This is a genomic window from Loigolactobacillus coryniformis subsp. coryniformis KCTC 3167 = DSM 20001 (assembly GCF_002706425.1).
GTDB lineage: Bacteria > Bacillota > Bacilli > Lactobacillales > Lactobacillaceae > Loigolactobacillus > Loigolactobacillus coryniformis.
The window spans coordinates 863,893-880,400 of record NZ_CP017713.1; the positions used below are offsets into that span (position 1 = coordinate 863,893).

18 protein-coding genes and 1 riboswitch are annotated in these 16,508 nt (G+C 46.2%); all 18 genes read left to right on the forward strand.

Annotation, left to right across the window (positions count from 1 at the left end):
• Positions 1-10: 10 nt before the first annotated feature.
• Positions 11-493, forward strand: a complete 483-nt coding sequence (locus LC20001_RS04290) for a GlcG/HbpS family heme-binding protein (protein ID WP_003677111.1) — start codon at positions 11-13, stop codon at positions 491-493.
• Positions 486-1,901 (forward strand): aldehyde dehydrogenase family protein, encoded by a 1,416-nt coding sequence (locus LC20001_RS04295; protein WP_003677110.1) that lies wholly within the window; start codon positions 486-488, stop codon positions 1,899-1,901. The genes LC20001_RS04290 and LC20001_RS04295 overlap by 8 nt, the downstream gene beginning before the upstream one ends.
• Before the next feature lies 1 nt (position 1,902).
• Positions 1,903-3,027 (forward strand): 1-propanol dehydrogenase PduQ, encoded by a 1,125-nt coding sequence (locus LC20001_RS04300; RefSeq protein WP_003677109.1) that lies wholly within the window; start codon positions 1,903-1,905, stop codon positions 3,025-3,027.
• Positions 3,028-3,045: 18 nt separating this feature from the next.
• A complete protein-coding gene (locus LC20001_RS04305) occupies positions 3,046-3,750 on the forward strand; it encodes an MIP/aquaporin family protein (RefSeq protein WP_010010194.1) in 705 nt (234 codons plus the stop codon).
• Between the two features lie 142 nt (positions 3,751-3,892).
• On the forward strand, positions 3,893-5,086 hold the full coding sequence (locus LC20001_RS04310) for an acetate/propionate family kinase (protein WP_010010193.1): 1,194 nt from the start codon (positions 3,893-3,895) through the stop codon (positions 5,084-5,086).
• A gap of 199 nt (positions 5,087-5,285) precedes the next feature.
• Positions 5,286-5,735 (forward strand): EutP/PduV family microcompartment system protein, encoded by a 450-nt coding sequence (locus tag LC20001_RS04315; protein WP_003677106.1) that lies wholly within the window; start codon positions 5,286-5,288, stop codon positions 5,733-5,735.
• Between the two features lie 219 nt (positions 5,736-5,954).
• On the forward strand, positions 5,955-6,521 hold the full coding sequence (locus LC20001_RS04320; protein WP_003677105.1) for a cob(I)yrinic acid a,c-diamide adenosyltransferase: 567 nt from the start codon (positions 5,955-5,957) through the stop codon (positions 6,519-6,521).
• 131 nt (positions 6,522-6,652) lie between these two features.
• The gene (locus LC20001_RS04325) at positions 6,653-7,153 is read left to right on the forward strand and encodes an ECF transporter S component (protein WP_003677104.1); all 501 of its coding nucleotides are present in this window, start codon (positions 6,653-6,655) and stop codon (positions 7,151-7,153) included.
• On the forward strand, positions 7,150-8,232 hold the full coding sequence (gene cobD, locus LC20001_RS04330) for a threonine-phosphate decarboxylase CobD (protein ID WP_010010190.1): 1,083 nt from the start codon (positions 7,150-7,152) through the stop codon (positions 8,230-8,232). Before LC20001_RS04325 ends, cobD begins: the two co-directional genes overlap by 4 nt.
• Complete coding sequence (locus LC20001_RS14375) at positions 8,229-9,095, forward strand: GHMP family kinase ATP-binding protein (protein WP_010010189.1); 867 nt, start codon at positions 8,229-8,231, stop codon at positions 9,093-9,095. The genes cobD and LC20001_RS14375 overlap by 4 nt, the downstream gene beginning before the upstream one ends.
• A riboswitch (cobalamin riboswitch) is annotated at positions 9,065-9,252 on the forward strand. It overlaps the preceding gene by 31 nt.
• 131 nt (positions 9,253-9,383) lie before the next feature.
• Positions 9,384-10,754, forward strand: a complete 1,371-nt coding sequence (locus LC20001_RS04340; protein ID WP_003677102.1) for a cobyrinic acid a,c-diamide synthase CobB — start codon at positions 9,384-9,386, stop codon at positions 10,752-10,754.
• Positions 10,741-11,694: an adenosylcobinamide-phosphate synthase CbiB gene (gene cbiB, locus LC20001_RS04345; protein WP_010010188.1), complete on the forward strand. Its 954-nt coding sequence runs from the start codon at positions 10,741-10,743 to the stop codon at positions 11,692-11,694. Before LC20001_RS04340 ends, cbiB begins: the two co-directional genes overlap by 14 nt.
• A gap of 38 nt (positions 11,695-11,732) precedes the next feature.
• Complete coding sequence (locus LC20001_RS04350) at positions 11,733-12,386, forward strand: cobalt-precorrin-8 methylmutase (RefSeq protein WP_010010187.1); 654 nt, start codon at positions 11,733-11,735, stop codon at positions 12,384-12,386.
• Between the two features lies 1 nt (position 12,387).
• Entirely contained in the window at positions 12,388-13,518 is a 1,131-nt protein-coding gene (gene cbiD, locus LC20001_RS04355; protein ID WP_003677097.1) for a cobalt-precorrin-5B (C(1))-methyltransferase CbiD, read from the forward strand.
• Positions 13,515-14,114, forward strand: a complete 600-nt coding sequence (locus LC20001_RS04360; RefSeq protein ID WP_010010186.1) for a cobalt-precorrin-7 (C(5))-methyltransferase — start codon at positions 13,515-13,517, stop codon at positions 14,112-14,114. The genes cbiD and LC20001_RS04360 overlap by 4 nt, the downstream gene beginning before the upstream one ends.
• Positions 14,107-14,661: a decarboxylating cobalt-precorrin-6B (C(15))-methyltransferase gene (locus LC20001_RS04365; protein WP_010010185.1), complete on the forward strand. Its 555-nt coding sequence runs from the start codon at positions 14,107-14,109 to the stop codon at positions 14,659-14,661. Before LC20001_RS04360 ends, LC20001_RS04365 begins: the two co-directional genes overlap by 8 nt.
• 30 nt (positions 14,662-14,691) lie before the next feature.
• Positions 14,692-15,456 (forward strand): cobalt-precorrin-4 methyltransferase, encoded by a 765-nt coding sequence (locus LC20001_RS04370; RefSeq protein WP_003677092.1) that lies wholly within the window; start codon positions 14,692-14,694, stop codon positions 15,454-15,456.
• Complete coding sequence (locus tag LC20001_RS04375; RefSeq protein WP_010010183.1) at positions 15,453-16,508, forward strand: cobalt-precorrin 5A hydrolase; 1,056 nt, start codon at positions 15,453-15,455, stop codon at positions 16,506-16,508. The genes LC20001_RS04370 and LC20001_RS04375 overlap by 4 nt, the downstream gene beginning before the upstream one ends.

Sequence of the window (16,508 nt, forward strand, 5' to 3'; positions counted from 1 at the left end):
GTGAGTCAGAGTGAATACAGAAGAAATTCGTCGAGTCGTTAAGGCTGTTTTAGCGGAAACGAATGCAGAACGTTTCTTTACTCGGCAAAATATGCAACGTGTATTTGATGTTGCTGAAGCTAAGGCTAATGAGCTTAAAGTTGGCGTTACAATGTGTGTTGCTGATGAAGCAGGCAATGTGCGGATGCTTTATCACATGCCCAACGCCAATATGGTATCACGGACTTTAGCACCTAAAAAGGCTTGGTCGGCGATCGCAATGAAAGAACCAACGATGCAGATCGGACCTGATATTCAACCAGGAGGACCACTTTATGAAATGAGTGGGAATCTTGATGGCCGCTTGGTTTCATTTTCGGGCGGTATCCCGTTGGTTTGGCATGATAAAATCGTGGGGGCTGTCGGTGTGAGCGGCGGTCTGGTCGAAGAAGATCAACTGATCTGCGAAACCGCAGTCAACGCATTTTTCAAAGGAGACAAAGATAATGGCTAGTTTAGAAGAACAAATTAGAAAAATTTTAGCAGAAGAATTACAAAGTGGGGCAGCAAGTACAACAACTGTTGCTGCAACTAATGGTGATCACGGTGTATTTAAGACCGTTGATGAAGCAGTTGCTGCCGCCAAAGCAGCACAAGAAAAATTTGTTGATTGCTCGATCGACACTCGTGAAAAAGTGATTGATGCGATCAAGGAAGGCTTCCGGCCACATATCCAAAAAATTGCTGAAGATATTTTAGCTGAAACTGGTATGGGTACTGTCGAAGCCAAAGTGGCTAAATTAAACAACGCTTTGTATAACACACCTGGTCCAGAAATTCTCCAACCAGAAGCTGAAACTGGTGATGGTGGTCTAGTAATGTACGAATATGCACCATTTGGTGTTATTGGCGCTGTTGGTCCATCAACGAACCCTGCTGAAACCGTTATTGCCAATGCGATCATGATGTTAGCTGGCGGCAATACCTTGTTCTTCGGTGCGCATCCTGGTGCTAAAAACATCACTAAATGGACGATTCAAAAATTGAATGAGTTTGTTGAAAATGCCACTGGTTTAACTAACTTAGTTGTGACATTAGACGAACCATCGATCGAATCCGTACAACAAATGATGAAACATCCTGACATTGCCATGTTAGCCGTTACTGGCGGCCCTGGCGTGGTCCATCAAGCCATGATCAGTGGCAAGAAGACGATCGGTGCCGGTGCTGGTAACCCACCTGCAATGGTTGATGCAACGGCTAATATTGATTTGGCTGCACATAACATCATTGATTCAGCTTCATTTGATAATGATATTTTATGTACTGCTGAAAAAGAAGTTGTCGTTGAAGCTTCGGTTAAGGATGAATTAGTTCGTAAAATGCAGGCTGAAGGTGGCTATTTAGTTACTGACCCAGCAGCAATTCAGAAGTTAGTCGATATGACGATCACTGATAAAGGTACACCTGATCGTAAATACGTTGGTAAAGATGCCACTTATATCATGGACGCTGCTGGCATCAGCTATACCGGCAAGCCAAAAGAAATTTTGCTTGAAGCTAAAGCTGATCATCCATTGGTTACAACTGAAATGTTGATGCCAATTCTACCAGTTGTGACTTGCCCTGATTTTGATAGTGTCTTGAAGACAGCCGTCATTGTTGAAGGCGGCAATCATCATACGGCTTCGATCCATTCAGAAAACTTACCACACATCAACCAAGCAGCACATCGGATGAATACATCGATCTTCGTTGTAAATGGTCCTACGTACTCTGGTACTGGTGTTGGTCATACTGGTGCCTCGGCCTTAACAATTGCAACACCAACTGGTGAAGGTACGACTACAGCTAAGTCATTCACTCGTCGTCGTCGTTTGAATTCACCGGAAGGATTTTCATTGAGAAGCTGGAGGGATTAGTATGGAAAAAATTTCAATTCCAACAACGATCTACTCTGGTGACGATAGCCTAAACGTTTTAGAAACAATCAAGCAAACTGCAGTTTTGTTGGTTTGTGATCCATTTCTACCAGGGACACCTGGTTTGAAATCGATTGAAAGCAAATTGGACAGCAGCAACCAAGTCACGATCTTTTCTGACGTTAAACCAAATCCGCCATTAACGAATATTATGGCTGGCGTTGAAGTCTTCAATCAAGTCAAACCACAAGTTATGATCGGTGTTGGCGGCGGTTCTGCGATCGATACTGCTAAAGCGATTCGTTTCTTTGGTGAAAAGCTAAATAAATGTGAAGTTAAGTGCTTTATTGCCATTCCAACGACTAGTGGGACTGGTTCTGAAGTGACGAATACAGCCGTGGTTTCTGATGAAAAGAATGCGACTAAGATGCCGATCATCAAGGATCACCTGACACCAGATATCGCGTTACTTGATCCACGATTGGTCATGAGTGCACCGGCTAGCGTCACTGCTTTTTCTGGCTTGGACGTTTTGACCCACGCACTAGAGTCCTTAGTTGCGGTTGATCCAGGTGCTAATGTTATTTCAACTGCGCTTTCTGAAGAAGCAGTGGATATCATTGTGCATAACTTGGTTCAGTGTTATCAACATCCAGATGATTATGCAGCTCGTAAAATCGTTCATGAAGCTTCTAATGCAGCTGGGATCGCCTTTAACACAGCCGGTTTAGGGATTGCCCATTCGATCGCCCATCAATTAGGTGCGCAATTCCATATGCCGCATGGCTTAGCTTGTGCCATGATGTTGCCATTAGTGATCGAATTTAATGCACAAGATCCTAAGGTGCGGGCGAAGTACTGTAAAGCTGCCGTTAAAGCTGGTATTGGTAATGCTAACTTAAGTCCACGCTTAGAAGTAAAACGGCTACAAAACACGATCTACAAAATGATGGATCAAATGAAGTGCCCGCATAATTTACGTGCCTTCGGTGTTGATCCAGCAGAAGCCAAAGCAAAGACAGATGTCGTTGTTAAGGCTGCACGTGCGGATGGCACCTTCCCAGGTAATCCAATCGTGCCAACTGATGAACAGTTAGCGGCCGTTTATCAAGCGGTGATCGGCTAGCAAGAGGAGGGTAATGTTATGGATGCTTACCTAGGTGAGTTTGTCGGCACGATGATCTTGATCATTTTAGGTGCCGGTGCTGGTGCAAGTATCAACTTGAATAAAGCTTATGCTAAAGGGCAAGGTTGGTTGTATGTGGCCTTTGCCTGGGGTATGGCGGTGGCATTTGGTGTCTATGTGGCTGCATCGTTTGGTGCGCCTGGGCATTTGAACCCAGCCTTTACCATTGCTGCAGCAATTTCAGGTATGATAAAATGGTCGCAAGTTGTTGGTTTTATTATTGCGCAAATGTTGGGGGCTTTTGTGGGTGCAGCGATCGTTGTCATTCACTTCTATCCTCATTTCAAAGCAAGTAAAAGCGAAGCAGAAGGCAATACAGTTGGAATCTTCGCAACAAAACCGGCGATCAACAGTCCAGTATTTAACTTTCTAAGTGAAGTCATTGCGACATTCACATTTACTTACATTACGTTTAATTTAGGTAACTTTACTGAGGGTCTAAAACCATTTATCGTTGGTTTCGTTATCTTTGCGATCGGTGCCAGTTTAGGATCGACAACTGGGTATGCACTAAACCCAGCGCGTGATTGGGGTCCGCGGTTTGCTTACACGGTATTGCCAATTCCACACAAAACAGCGGCCCATTGGGAATATGCATGGGTACCAATGTGTGGTCCAATCGTTGGTGCAGCTATTGCAGCATTATTATTCAATCTACAGTAATTAAAATGTGGGGTACCAGGGAATCACAGCTCAAATCTAGTCTAGATTGGTAGCAACCAATCCTCGCTTAATGGGCAGCCTGGGCCCCACTTTTTTGTTTGGCGCAGTCATGCGTCACGTGATTAAAATTTGAGGTGATTCGATGTCAAAAAAAGTTATGGCAATCAATTGTGGTAGCTCATCATTAAAGTTTAAATTATATGAAATGCCTGCAGAGACCGTAATGATCGAAGGCGCGGTTGAACGTGTCGGTAAGGATGATGCTATTTTTAGTTATGATTATCAGGGAAAAAAGCACCAAACCGTACAGCCAGTTGCTGATCATGATGTGGCAGTGCACTTAGTGTTAGATACATTATTGGCAGAGCAGATCATTGCTGATTATAGTGAGATCGCTGGTGTCGGCCATCGAGTTTCTAATGGTGGTCGTTATTATAGTGATGCGACGTTGATCAATGCCGATGTTGAAAAAAGGATCGATCAATTAAGCGTATTATCACCATTGCATAATCCGGTTAATTTAACTGGGATCCAGGCAGTATCAGCGGCGTTGCCAGATGCAAAAGAAGTGGCAGTATTTGATACCGCCTACCATCACACCATGCCAGTCGTTGATAAGATCTATGGCATTCCGTATAAGTATTATGAAAAAGATGGCATTCGGCGGTACGGTTTTCATGGACCTAGCCACCAATATATTGCCTTGAAAACCGCGGAGTTATTTCCGAACAACAGTCAACGAATCATTTCGTGTCACATTGGTAATGGCGCTAGTATCACGGCGATCAAGGATGGTAAGTCAGTGGTCAATTCCATGGGCTTTACTCCCTTGGCTGGGTTAGTGATGGGTACCCGCAGTGGGGATGTTGATCCGCAGATCATTCCTTACTTAGAACAACAAGAAGGCATGTCGGCACAAGATGTCAAAGATATGTTGAACAAAAAATCCGGCTTACTTGGCTTGTCAGGCATTTCTAATGATGTCCGTGACTTAGCCAAAATTGCCGGCGACCAATCTGATGAACGGCATGAGCGGGCGGACCTAGCGTTAAAAGTCTTTGCTCATCAAATTCAGTTTTACATTGGGGCTTACGCTGCTGAGCTAAACGGCGTGGACAGCATTGTCTTTACAGCTGGGGTCGGCGAGCATTCAGCATTAGTCCGGCAACTGGCTTGCCAAAACTTAGGCTATTTAGGTGTTAAAATCGATACGGCCAAGAATGCGGCTAATGCTTTGTCGATCGAAACCGCCGACAGCACGACCAAAGTTTTAGTCATTCCAACGGATGAAGAATTAATGATCGCTCGCGATGTTGTACGGGTGGCACAACTTTAATTTGATTTAAAAGATCCTGCACGGTGAAATAGTGCAGGATCTTTTTGTATTATTTTGTGATTAACACTATTTTGTGCTTTTAGATACTAGATGGAAGCGCTATAAAATGGCGTGTTTTTTCTAAGCGAGATAGTGTATGATAAATGTGTCCGCTAATTATGAAAGTGAGGTGGGCGATCGAATCAATGATCGCCAAACGATGAAAAAACCAATTTTTGTTGGGGCAATTGGCTGCGGTAAAACAACACTTTGCCAACGTCTGCAAGGAGCGGCCCTTGATTATCGGAAGACACAAGCGGTAGAATTCTATCAGGACATGATCGATACGCCCGGTGAATTTGTTGAACACCACCAGCTCTATAATGCGTTGACGGTCACGGCTGCAGAAGCTGATGTGATCGTCTTATTGCAAAGTGTTAGTGACCGCCGGCAAACCTTTTCGCCTGGCTTTGGCAGCATGTTTCCTAAACCAAAGATCGGCATTGTGACCAAGATCGACTTAGCCAGGGATCAGAAGGATATTGATTGGGCAGCAACGCAACTTGAATTAGCTGGTGCCAAGAAGATTTTTTCGATTTCTGCAGAAGATGACGAGGGTATTCAAGCTATCGTCGATTATCTAGGTATAAGTCAATCACAAACGGCATAATGCATTATATAAACCATATTTCTTGTGGTATGATTTTTGCCACAAGCATGGTTATTGTTCGTAGCATCGGAAGCTTTTGATGCAAAAATTATCCACTATTGTGGAGTAGGGCCATGTTTCTTGCGGTACGGTCTTGGCCACAAGAATGGTCATCGACCGAAACATCAGAAATTTTTGATGCAAAAATTATCCACTATTGTGGAGTAGGAGGTACCCTTTATGGTACGAATTTATACAAAAACAGGTGACAAAGGGCAGACGCGGATCATTGGCAAGCAAGTTGTTGATAAGGATAATGTTCGGGTCAATGCTTATGGCTCAGTTGATGAGCTAAATTCCTGGGTCGGTTATGCAGACAGTCAATTGACTGAGAAAACGGTGGAACTGCACGCTGAATTACAAGAAATTCAGCAATTATTATTTGACGCAGGGACCGATTTAGCCACACCAGCTGACGATCCGAAGCATGATTTTATTTTTGATGCTAAATCAACTAAATGGCTGGAAGGTAAAATTGATCATTATACGGAAGTGGCACCACCAGTCCAAAAATTTATTTTACCTGGAGGCTCACAAGTTGCCAGTGCCTTACATGTTGCTCGGACGATCACACGGCGGGCTGAACGTGAAGTCGTTACATTGCAAGGCACTGCTGAGATCAATAAGGACGTTTTGGTCTTCATTAATCGATTATCCGATTATTTCTTCGCCGTTGCTCGTTACGCCAACGTTTTAGAAGGTACTGAAGACGTCTTGTATCGTAATAGTCGGCCTGTTTTCCGTTGATTTATCTTATTTTGTGGTCAGCGGTAATATATTGAATATTGTTCAATCACTCACTAGTAAGCACAAGGCTAGTGGGATGCAGTATAATGAAAGCGTCATAGTTTTAATGATCGGAAAGGAGAAATAAGCAAATGAAGATTCGTAAACTGACTACCGTGGCTGTTTTGCTAGCCTTATGTGTTGTTGGGGCTAACGTTAAGCTAATGGGCTCAATTGCCTTAGATTCCTTTCCCGCCTTTTTAGGCGCGTTATTATTTGGTCCTTGGGTAGGTGCCTTTTTAGGGGCATTTGGTCATCTGATCTCATCGATGTTATCTGGTTTTCCGTTAACGTTGCCAATTCATTTGATCATTGCGGCGTTGATGGCACTTTGCATGGGTGTATTTGGTTTTATTCGTCAGCGCCTAGGCAAGTCACGTTGGTATAGTGTTTTGTTAGCGGATGTCTGTGGTTACTTGATCAATGTGCCACTGGATCTGTTGATCTTATATCCAATTATGCATCAAGCCGTTATTGCACTATTTGTACCGTTGACGGTGGCGACTGTGGCTAACCTAGTTTTAACTGAAGTTGTCTACGTGGCCTTACCACAACGGATCAAATCGTTAAGCTTTCTTGGGGTGACAAGATGAGAGTTGCACATCATGGCGGTAATTTAGCTGCGATCAGACGTACGCAGACAGTGGCACCGCAACAATTACTTGATTTTAGTGCGAACATCAACCCTTTAGGTTTAGCGCCTGAGCTACGCCAACTTTTAACTGCAGGGTTAGATGAATTGACCCGCTACCCAGATACCACTTATTTAGCACTGCGGCAGCAATTAAGTCAGCATTTTCAAGTGCCGGTGGATTGGGTATTTGTTGGCAACGGTGCAGTACAACTATTGTTTGACGTTGCTGCGACCTTGGCCGTCAAAAACGTTTTACTATTAGCGCCGGCGTTTGCGGAGTATGAGCGCGCGTTTACGCGGATCAATGCCAAAATTACTTATTTTGATTTAGCGCCAGCCCAACAATTTCAGATCGATGTGCCTGCGCTGATCGCAACCTTGCAGCAACACCCGGAAATCGAAGCGGTTTGCTTAGGTAATCCGAATAATCCAACTGGGCAAGTATTAGCACGCGAACAAATGCAGCAGTTACAATCATATTGCCAGCAACAACATATTTGGTTGTTGTTGGATGAAGCGTTTATGGACTTTTTGCCAAATGAAGCGGCGATCAGTTTAGTGCCTAGTTTGCAGACGGATGATCAGGTGGTGATCGTGCGCTCAGCCACTAAGTTTTTTGCGATCCCGGGGTTGCGTTTAGGTTATGCGATCGTGCCTCATGTGCAATTAGGCCAACGGCTGCTGGCTTTTAGTGAGCCGTGGGCGTTGAATAGTTTAGCGGCGATCGCGGGGCAGCATATTTATCAATTAACTGATTATATTCAGGCGACGGAACAATGGTTTGCTCAGGAACAGCCGTGGTTGCAGCAACAATTAGCGCAAATACCACAACTAACCGTTTTTCCTAGTCAGGTCAATTACATTCTTTTGCGGGCAGCGCCAACTGATTTAGCTGAGCGGCTGCTGCAATTCGGTATCGTGATTCGGACTTGTGCGGATTATCGGCAATTAGACGCCCATTATTATCGGGTGGCGGTTAAGGATCGTGCGGCTGATCAACGTTTATTGGTGGCTTTAAAGCAGGTGCTTAGTCAGTGAGTTTGCAATCGGCGGTGGCTAGTTGTCCAGCAACTTGTGGTGAATTATTGCAAGGCTGGTTAGCCGGCTCGGAAAAATTAGTTGCTTATGGTATTGATTTATCCAGTCGCGTGACGGCAGTTTTGGTACCCAGCTGGCCAGCCATACCGGCGACGCAAGTCAAAATGTATCAGTTGTGTCGTTTGTTGCTAACGCACTTTGGTCAGCCACAAGTTAAAATTAAATTAAGTCGGCAAAGTGAGATTCCGTTAGGCAAAGGCATGGCTAGTAGTACGGCAGATCTAGTGGCAACTTGTCGTGCGGTTGCACGGTTGTTTGGTCGTTCATTGTCGGCTGCGGAGATCACTCGGTTTTGTGTTCAAGTTGAGGCCAGTGATGCCTCGGCGTATCTGGCGCAAGGATTGACTGTGATCGATGCACGGACTGGGCAGGTTTATTGGCAGACCAAGTGGCGGCCACAATTTGCCAGTTTGGTTTTGGAACCAGCCACACAATTATCAACTGCATTGGTTCATCGGCAGTTGACCGTGTTACAATTAAAACAGCAAGCGACCGAATTTGCACAAGTCTATCAGGCTTTTATGACCGCGGTGCAGACGCAGTCATTAACATTATTAGGCGCAGCTGCGACGCAAAGTGCCTGTTTACGGCAGCAATTATTACCGAAGCCGTATTTTACGGCGATCCAGCAATTTATGCAGACACAACCGTTTTTAGGCTTAAATGTGGCCCATTCAGGCACGGTGATCGGGCTAATGTTTGACCCGCAACGATTGGCGGCAAATGATTTATTGCAACAGATACGCCAACAGCCATTTAGTGCTTACTATCGTGCTTATATTCAAGCAACAGAATTTAAATAAATGTTGATCAGAACCGGGAAAAAGGTGCAAAGCCTTTACAGACCCTAGCTACTGTGATGTGGACGAACGCAATAAGACCCACTGATAATTCTTATCGGGAAGGGCTGCTAGTAGGATGAAACTAAGTCAGAAGACCGGCTGATCAACTACATGTTCGGGAAAACTTCTGAGGGTATTAGTTTTGCTATTTCTGGCGTACAGTCAAAAACTGTCATGCTAGCTAAAGCGCTTATCTCTCAACAGATAAGCGCTTTTAATTTTAGAAATTTTTGATGGGTGGTGGCTAATTTGCGTAAATTAATGATTGCTGGCGTAACCAGTGGTGCTGGTAAAACCAGTGTCACACTTGGGTTATTGAAATTATTAGTCCAACAAGGCTTAAATGTTCAACCCTACAAAGTTGGACCAGATTACGTTGATACTAAATTTCATACACGGATCACTGGCCGGCCGTCGCGTAACTTAGATAGTTTTTTAACGCCGCAACGGGCGACACTCGCTTATTTATTCAAGCAAAATACGGCACTGATCGATTATGCCGTTGTTGAGGGCGTCATGGGGCTATATGACGGTTTAGGTACCGACAAGGATTGTGCTTCGAGTTCAGCGATCGCTAAGCTACTTGATCTCCCAGTAGTTTTGGTGCTGGATGGCAAAGCGACTTCCACCTCTACGGCCGCAATTGTCATGGGCTATGTCAATTTTGATCCGGCAGTCAATATTGTTGGGGTGATCATCAATAATGTGCTTAGTGCGAATCATTTTCAATTGATCAAAGGCGCGATCGAACGTTATACCACTGTACCAGTACTGGGTTACTTGCCGCGTGATCCGGCAATTAGTTTACCGTCACGGCAGCTAGGCTTAGTGCCCGATTCAGAGTTACCACAGATCGACCAAAAGATTGAACGCATCGCCGAATTATTAGGTGCACATTTAGATTTGCCCCAGCTATTAAGCTTAGCTGTGCCGGACCAGACACCGGCTAAGTTGCCGTTTAAATTACCGCAATATCAGTTGCGCTTGGGTATTGCGCAAGATGATGCGTTTAACTTTTATTATCAGGATAATTTGGAGTTACTTAAACGCTGTGGGGTGACATTGGTGCCCTTTAGTCCGCTGCATGACGCCCAATTACCAGCTGTTGATGCCTTGTATCTTGGGGGTGGCTACCCTGAAGAGTTTGCCGCAGAATTAGCGGCCAATCAGTCGATGCGGCAAGATATTGCTAGCTTTTCTAAGCAAAATCGGCCGATCTATGCTGAATGTGGTGGCCTAATGTACCTAGGTGAAACGTTAAAAACGGCCGCTGGCGAATTTCCGATGGTCGGCGTGCTAGCTGGTACAAGTGAAATGACACCGCGCTTGAAAAGATTTGGTTATTGTTATGCCACGGCGCAACAAGATACCTTGTTGGTGGCGCAAGGCCAACGAATTGCTGGCCATGAATTTCATCATTCAATTTTTAAAGCCACCGGGGCGCAACCGTTGCTTAAGTTGACTAAGGAGCGCGACGGTCAGATCGTTGATCAGTGGACTGGCGGCTATCAAGTTCGCCGGACTTTTGCCGGTTACGTGCACGTTCATTTTTACCAAAATCCACAGCTACTGCAGCATTTGTTGCAGGAAATGGGGGCGGTGACCCGTGGTGCTGATTAGTATGATCGGCTTGGCTTTTGTGTTGGACTTATTGCTAGGCGATCCGTATAGTTGGCCGCATCCGGTCAAGGTTATGGGCCAGGCGATCGCCGCTTATGTGAAAAAATTTGACCAAACCACGCGCTCGGCGCGGCAATTATTTTGGTTGGGCGTACTGTTATGGTTTGTGATCGTCGGTGGAACGGCAATTATTGCTGGCGCCATTATGGGTCTAACACAACGGTGGTTCTGGTTACATTACGTGGTAGGGGTCTACTTGTGTTACACCACCTTATCCATTCGCGGCCTGGCGCATGAAGGCCGCAAGATCCAAAAAAGTTTGCAGGCGCAGCGGTTAACCCAGGCGCGACAACAGGTAGGGATGATCGTTGGTCGCGATACCCAGCAGTTATCCGCGGAAGCCGTGTGCAAGGCGACCATTGAGACGATCGCGGAAAATACCAGTGACGGGGTGATCGCACCATTATTTTACTTATTTATCGGTGGTCCGGTGCTGGGCTTAGTTTATAAGGCCGTCAATACATTGGATTCAATGGTTGGTTACCGCAATCAGAAGTACCGCAATATTGGTCGCTTTTCCGCCCAATTAGATGATATTTTCAATTGGCTTCCAGCGCGGCTAACGTGGTTATTTTTACTTGCAGCTAGCTGGTTATTGCGACTCAATAGCCGCGGCGCCTGGCAAATTGGTCGGCGCGATCGGCGGCAGCATTTAAGCCCTAACAGTGCGCTATCGGAATCGGTGGTTGCTGGCGCGCTTGATCTGCGCCTCGGTGGCCCGCACCAATACTTTGGTGAGCGTGTCGATAAGCCTTTTATTGGCCGCACCGATGCCCGACCAGCCAGCAGCGCGGATATCGGCACAACCAACCGCATGTTGTACGTAAGTGCGATTTTAGGCCTATTGTTTTTTGCCGGTTGCCGCTGGTTGCTCATTTAAACAGTCCCTTAATCGTGAAATATAAGGAGGAATTTCCTTTGGCAGAATATATTACGACACCTAACTTAATTACCGAAAAAAGTTTTCGGATGATCCATGAAGAAATCGCGGCAACCCGCCCCGATTATAAATTTAATGATCCTGTAGAAAAAGCGATCATTACACGGGCAATACATACGACTGCTGACTTTGAGTACCTTGACAGTTTAACTTTTACCCATGACGTGATCCGGCAAATCAAAGACGTGATGACCCAAGGTGGCACAATTTATACCGACACACACATGGCCTTGTCAGGAATTAATAAGCGAAAATTAGATGAACTAGGTTGCCACTATCATTGCTACGTCAGTGATCCAGAGATTTTCACTTACGCTAAGGCCCACGATATTACCCGGTCAATGGCTAGTATTGAAGTGGCCGCGCAAGGCGATACTAAAAAGTTATTCGTGGTTGGTAACGCACCGACTGCCTTGTATAAAATTCTGGAAATGCAGGCAGCGGGTCAACTACACGCTGACGCGGTGATTGGCGTACCAGTGGGCTTCGTTGAGGCCAAGGAAAGTAAGGAAGCTTTGTTTGAAAGTGATATTCCGGCAATTGTTGCCCATGGACGTAAGGGTGGCAGTAACTTAGCGGCGGCGTTGACTAATGCGGTTTTATACAATTTAGATCAGATTGCTGGTGATTAAATTGGCTAAAGAAGAAGATTACGTTTATTACAATGGTCGAGCATTGCGCAAAGGTTTTACCACCGGGACTACAGCAACTGCAGCCGCCGTGGCGGCAACCAAAGCGTTACTTGATCAAACCGCACAGGATACCGTGCGGGTGACCGCCGCTAATGGTCAACAAGTTGATTTTGAAATTAAGGAATGTCACTTTGATGAACACGAAGCCAGCATCGCGATCCAAAAAGATGGTGGTGATGATCAAGATGCCACTGATGGCATGCTGATCTACGCCACCGTGACGTTGCGGGATGATGATCAGATCGTGCTTGATGGCGGGAAAGGTGTCGGCCGCGTGACTCAAGCCGGTCTAGCCAATCCGGTGGGCATGGCGGCGATCAACCCAACGCCACGGAAAATGATCAAGCAAAGCGTTCGCGCAACGTTAGGGCCTGACCGCGGCGCTAATGTGATCATTTCCGCGCCAGAAGGTGAAAAGGTCGCGAAGCTGACTTACAATCCTAAATTAGGCATTGTCGGCGGCATTTCGATCCTCGGCACCAGCGGTATCGTCACGCCAATGTCAGAAGAAAGCTGGAAACATTCGATCACCATCGAAATGAATATTCACCGCAAACGCGGCGACAAGGATTTGATTTTAACGCCGGGTAATTATGGTGAAGATTTTCTGAAAGATCAAATGCACATTCCAGTTACGAAGCAGGTCCAAATGAGTAACTTTGTCGGCTATGTACTACATGAAGTGCAGCGGTTGGAATTTGAAAAGTTATTGATCGTCGGTGATCTAGGTAAGCTGATCAAAGTTTCGGCTGGTATTTTTTCGACCCATAGTAAGGACGCCGATGCGCGGGCTGAGATCATGGTGGCTAATTTGGCTTTAATGGGCGCACCAACTGAATTATTGCAAAAGGTTTATAAGTGCCTGACCACGATCTCGATGATCGAAGTGATCAACGCGGCCGGTTATCAAGGCGTGTACCAAATGATCGTTGATAAGATCAAATTGCGGGCAGACAAATTATTAGCTCACCGTAAGCCACACGTTGATATTGACGTGGTGATCTTTTCCAATAAAACCGGCTTTTTGGCGGCGACTAAGCCGTTGGCTGAAATTGAGGGGCAATGGCAATGATCAATATCGTGGGGATCGGCCCCGGTGCGGCTAAATTAATGGTGGCGGAAGTGGCAACGGTGGTCGCACGGGCTGAGGTGGTCGTTGGTAGCCAGCGCCAATTAGCCTTGTTTGATCTACCAGCCGCAAAACGCTATGTCTTACCTAAATTAAGTGAATTAAAAGTATTTTTGCAAAATAATCAGCAACGGGAGATCGCGGTGTTAGCTTCTGGTGATCCATTACTTTATGGCATCGGCAATTGGGCGCTGCATCAATTTCCCCGTGAACAGATCCATATCGTACCCGGAATCAGCGCAATCCAATATTGTTTCCATCAGATCGGTTTGCCAATGAATGATAGCTATTTGACCAGCAGTCATGGCCGGGTGCCGGATTTTGATTTTCTATTACAACATCAAACGGTGGCCATGGTTACCGATACGCAAATCGGGCCGTACCAAATTGCCCAAGAAGTTTTACAACGTGGTCAGCAGCGGCTAATGTATATTGGCGAAATGCTCAGCTATCCCGAAGAAAAAATAACTTGCTTACCGGCGGATCAAGTCGTTAAGCGCGAATATGCCTTGAATGTGGTGGTGATCACGAATGCGTGATGAAGAATTTTTACGGAGTAAAGTACCGATGACCAAAGCCGAAGTACGCGCGATCAGTATTACGGCGTTACAACTAAGTGACAAACACACGTTGCTCGACGTTGGCGCTGGTACTGGTAGTATCAGCGTGCAAGCGGCCCATGATTTCCCACAGTTGCAAGTGACGGCGATCGAACAAAAGCCAGCCGCCATTGCGATCATGCAACAAAATATTGAAAAATTTCAGTTGACTAACGTTGAGTTGATCAACGGTGCCGCACCGACGGCCATTCCGCAACAGACTTACGACGCTATTTTTGTTGGTGGCAGTGGGCAGCAGTTGGCGGGGATCGTTGATTTTGCTGCGGCCCAGCTGACTACTGGTGGGCAACTGGTGCTGAATTTCATTTTATTCGAAAATGCCTTGGTGGCTTATCAATTAGTTGAGCAGGCCGGGTTTAAGCAGGTCGAAATGATTCGCGCGGAGATCTCTAAATGGCACGCCTTGGGCCCAGGTCATTATTTTAAGCCCCAGAATCCGACGATGATCCTCACCGCGACTAAGTAACATCAAATCAAAGAAAAGAGACGAGCAAATATGGCAATTGTAAGTTTTGTTGGCGCCGGTCCTGGCGATAAAGAATTGATCACGTTGAAAGGGTACCGTTTGTTGGCGGCGGCCGACGTTGTGATCTACGCTGGTTCGCTGATCAATTTAGATTTATTGGATTACTGCAAGCCGGACGCTGAAAAGTTCAATAGCGCTGGCATGACTTTAGGCGAGATCGTTGAGCAAATGGCAAAAGCAGTTAAGGCTGATAAAAATGTGGTCCGGCTACAAACCGGCGATTTTTCGATCTACGGGTCGATTCGTGAACAAATCGAAGAACTGAAAAAGCGCGACATTCAGTATGACTGCATTCCTGGTGTTAGCTCATTCTTAGGTGCGGCTTCCAGCCTAGGCGTGGAATATACCGTGCCCGAAGTCTCCCAAAGTGTGATCATTACCCGGATGGCTGGCCGGACGCCAGTTCCTGATCGTGAATCGTTGCAATCATTTGCTGCGCACCAAACCTCGATGGTGATCTTCTTATCCGTGCAGGGCATGCGTAAGGTGGTCAAAGAATTGATTGCTGGTGGCTATCCTGAAACCACACCAGCAACGGTTATTTACAAAGCCACTTGGCCGGATGAACAAAGTGTTTCTGGGACTTTGGCCGATATTGCTGGCAAAGTTAAGGACGCTGGTATCCGGAAGACGGCCTTGATCATGGTCGGCGAATTCTTAGGCGAGCAGTACCATTATTCGCATTTGTACGATGCCCATTTCACCCATGAATACCGCAAGGCCAGCGAAAAATGAAGCAACGCTTTGCAATCGTGACCGTGACCGCAACTGGTCAAAAATTGGCCCAGCAGATCGCAGCGGTTTGGCCACAACCAGTTACAATTTATGCGCCGGCCAAAATTGCGCTAGCACCGACGCAATCAATTGCCCGTGGCGAATTTAGCACGGTGTTGCAACGGCTATTTAAACAAGTCGATTGTTTGATCTGTATTATGGCTAGTGGCATTGTTGTGCGAACGTTGGCGCCGGTGATCGAAGATAAAACCACTGATCCGGCGGTGTTAGTTTTGGATGAACAAGGCCAACACGTGATCAGTTTATTGTCCGGCCATATTGGTGGTGCCAACCAGTGGACCAACGAACTAGCAACATTGCTAGTTGCTGATCCAGTGGTGACTACGGCAACTGACACTGAGCAAGTGCAAGCGCTGGATCTACTCATGAAGCAATTAAATGGTTGGTATCCGGAGTTTAAACGCAACACTAAATGGATCAACGGTTTATTGGCGGCCAAGGCACCCGTTTACTTGTACATCGAGCCGTATTTACGCGGGTATGTCGATCATTTGCGGGGCTTTACGGAAGTTGCCGACTGGCATGCGCTACCAACGGCTGGACCGGCGGTGATCATTTCCGATCGGACGGTTTTCCCCAAGCGAGCGCAGACGGTGCAATTGATTCCCCGCTGCAACGTGCTGGGCATTGGTTGCCGCAAAAATGTGACCATTGCGCAAGCGCAGCAGGCCTGGTTAGAATTTTGCCAACAAGAACAGTTGGCGTGGCAGTCGGTAGCCCAAATTGCCAGTATTGATAAAAAAGCGCATGAACCGGCGCTGCATTATTTGGCGGCGACCTTTAACTGTGAGCTCACTTTTTATTCTGCCGCTGAATTGGCTACCGCCGCCGAGCATTACCCGCAATCGGCGTTTGTTAAAAAAACGGTCGGTGTTGGCAATGTGGCTGCGGCTAGTGCTGAAGTGGCTAGTGGTCAACTAGCGCTTACGCCACGCTTTGCTAGCCAGGAAATGACCTTTACGTTAGCGCGTTTAAAACAATTACAGAAATGA